Below are 1036 nucleotides of genomic sequence, written 5' to 3'. Positions count from 1 at the left end.
AGAAATCACTATGAAATTTCGAGATCTAGCGCAGAAAACACTTAATTTTTACAGAACTCAAAAAAAATTCATCACTGTTGCATATGTAGGTTATTACCTACACGGGTTAGAGTGGCTGAATTTGATTGATTTGGCTCATCTGCCATGGATTGACTTTCGCCATGCGTTAGGAATGAAATAGCAATTTTGGTATCCGTTTGCCAATTGATTTGAGCAAATTTAACTCGATCACCAATAAACACGCTGTCTAGCAACACCACTCGGCTCGGGATCGGATCAAACTTAAATAACCCAACATAATAAAATGCCCCTGAGCCTTGAGTCGTAACAATCATCGGCGCCGCAATCCAAAATTCTTTGTTGATTTTACGTTGAGCGATAAACGCGGTCGGTACCAAAACCTGCCCCTTTGTCGCGCCTGCATCATACTGACCAATCAGGTAGCCATTCTCCTTGTCCCACTCTTCTAAAAAAGAGACGGCATTTTGCTCTGGTACTTGAATTGTCCACGGATTCTTCGCTTGCACTCCCAACCCTTCGGCAACGATAGGGTTAGATTGCACCTCTGCTTGCGGAAACTTGGCCATGATTTCATCATCAGACAAGCTAAAGCGATACACACCAGCAATGATAACAATCGCTAATAGCACGATAGGAATAAGAAGAATGAGTGGAATTGGCAGAATTCTGCTGCGAGCCATGGCGACTTCCTTGTTTTTGTTCTAAAAATTGTGTTCGGAGTATATACCAATTCCAATAGGATGACCGCATACACTCAAATCTCGATGAACCAAGTATCGTGAAATCACTCGAGCGGATTTAGGTATAAACTGTTTAGTGGGCAATCGATAGGTAATAACGATGACAAACATAATTCACACCGGAGAGTGCGCCTGTGGCTTAGTTCAACTTCGCTGTAAAGATGAACCTCTGCGAACCTCTATTTGTCACTGCTTTGAATGCCAGAAACGAACAGGCAGCGTTTTTGGTGTCCAGGCCAAATTCGATAAAGAGCAGGTCATTTTAGATGGTGACA

2 protein-coding genes are annotated in these 1036 nt (G+C 42.8%); one reads left to right on the top strand and one right to left on the bottom strand.

Annotated features, from left to right (window positions below; genetic code table 11):
• Nucleotides 1–71 precede the first annotated feature (71 nt).
• Complete coding sequence (locus tag R7E42_RS25605) at nucleotides 72–701, bottom strand: hypothetical protein (RefSeq protein WP_318073325.1); 630 nt, start codon at nucleotides 699–701, stop codon at nucleotides 72–74.
• 160 nt (nucleotides 702–861) lie between these two features.
• Between R7E42_RS25605 and R7E42_RS25600 the strand changes: the two genes are divergently transcribed.
• Nucleotides 862–1036: GFA family protein (locus R7E42_RS25600; RefSeq protein ID WP_318073326.1), on the top strand; the 175-nt coding region annotated here is incomplete at its 3' end.

Source organism: Vibrio sp. Vb1337, assembly GCF_033338715.1.
GTDB lineage: Bacteria > Pseudomonadota > Gammaproteobacteria > Enterobacterales > Vibrionaceae > Vibrio > Vibrio alginolyticus.
Note: the sequence above shows the minus strand (reverse complement) of the source record. Positions and strands in the feature narration are given on the sequence as shown.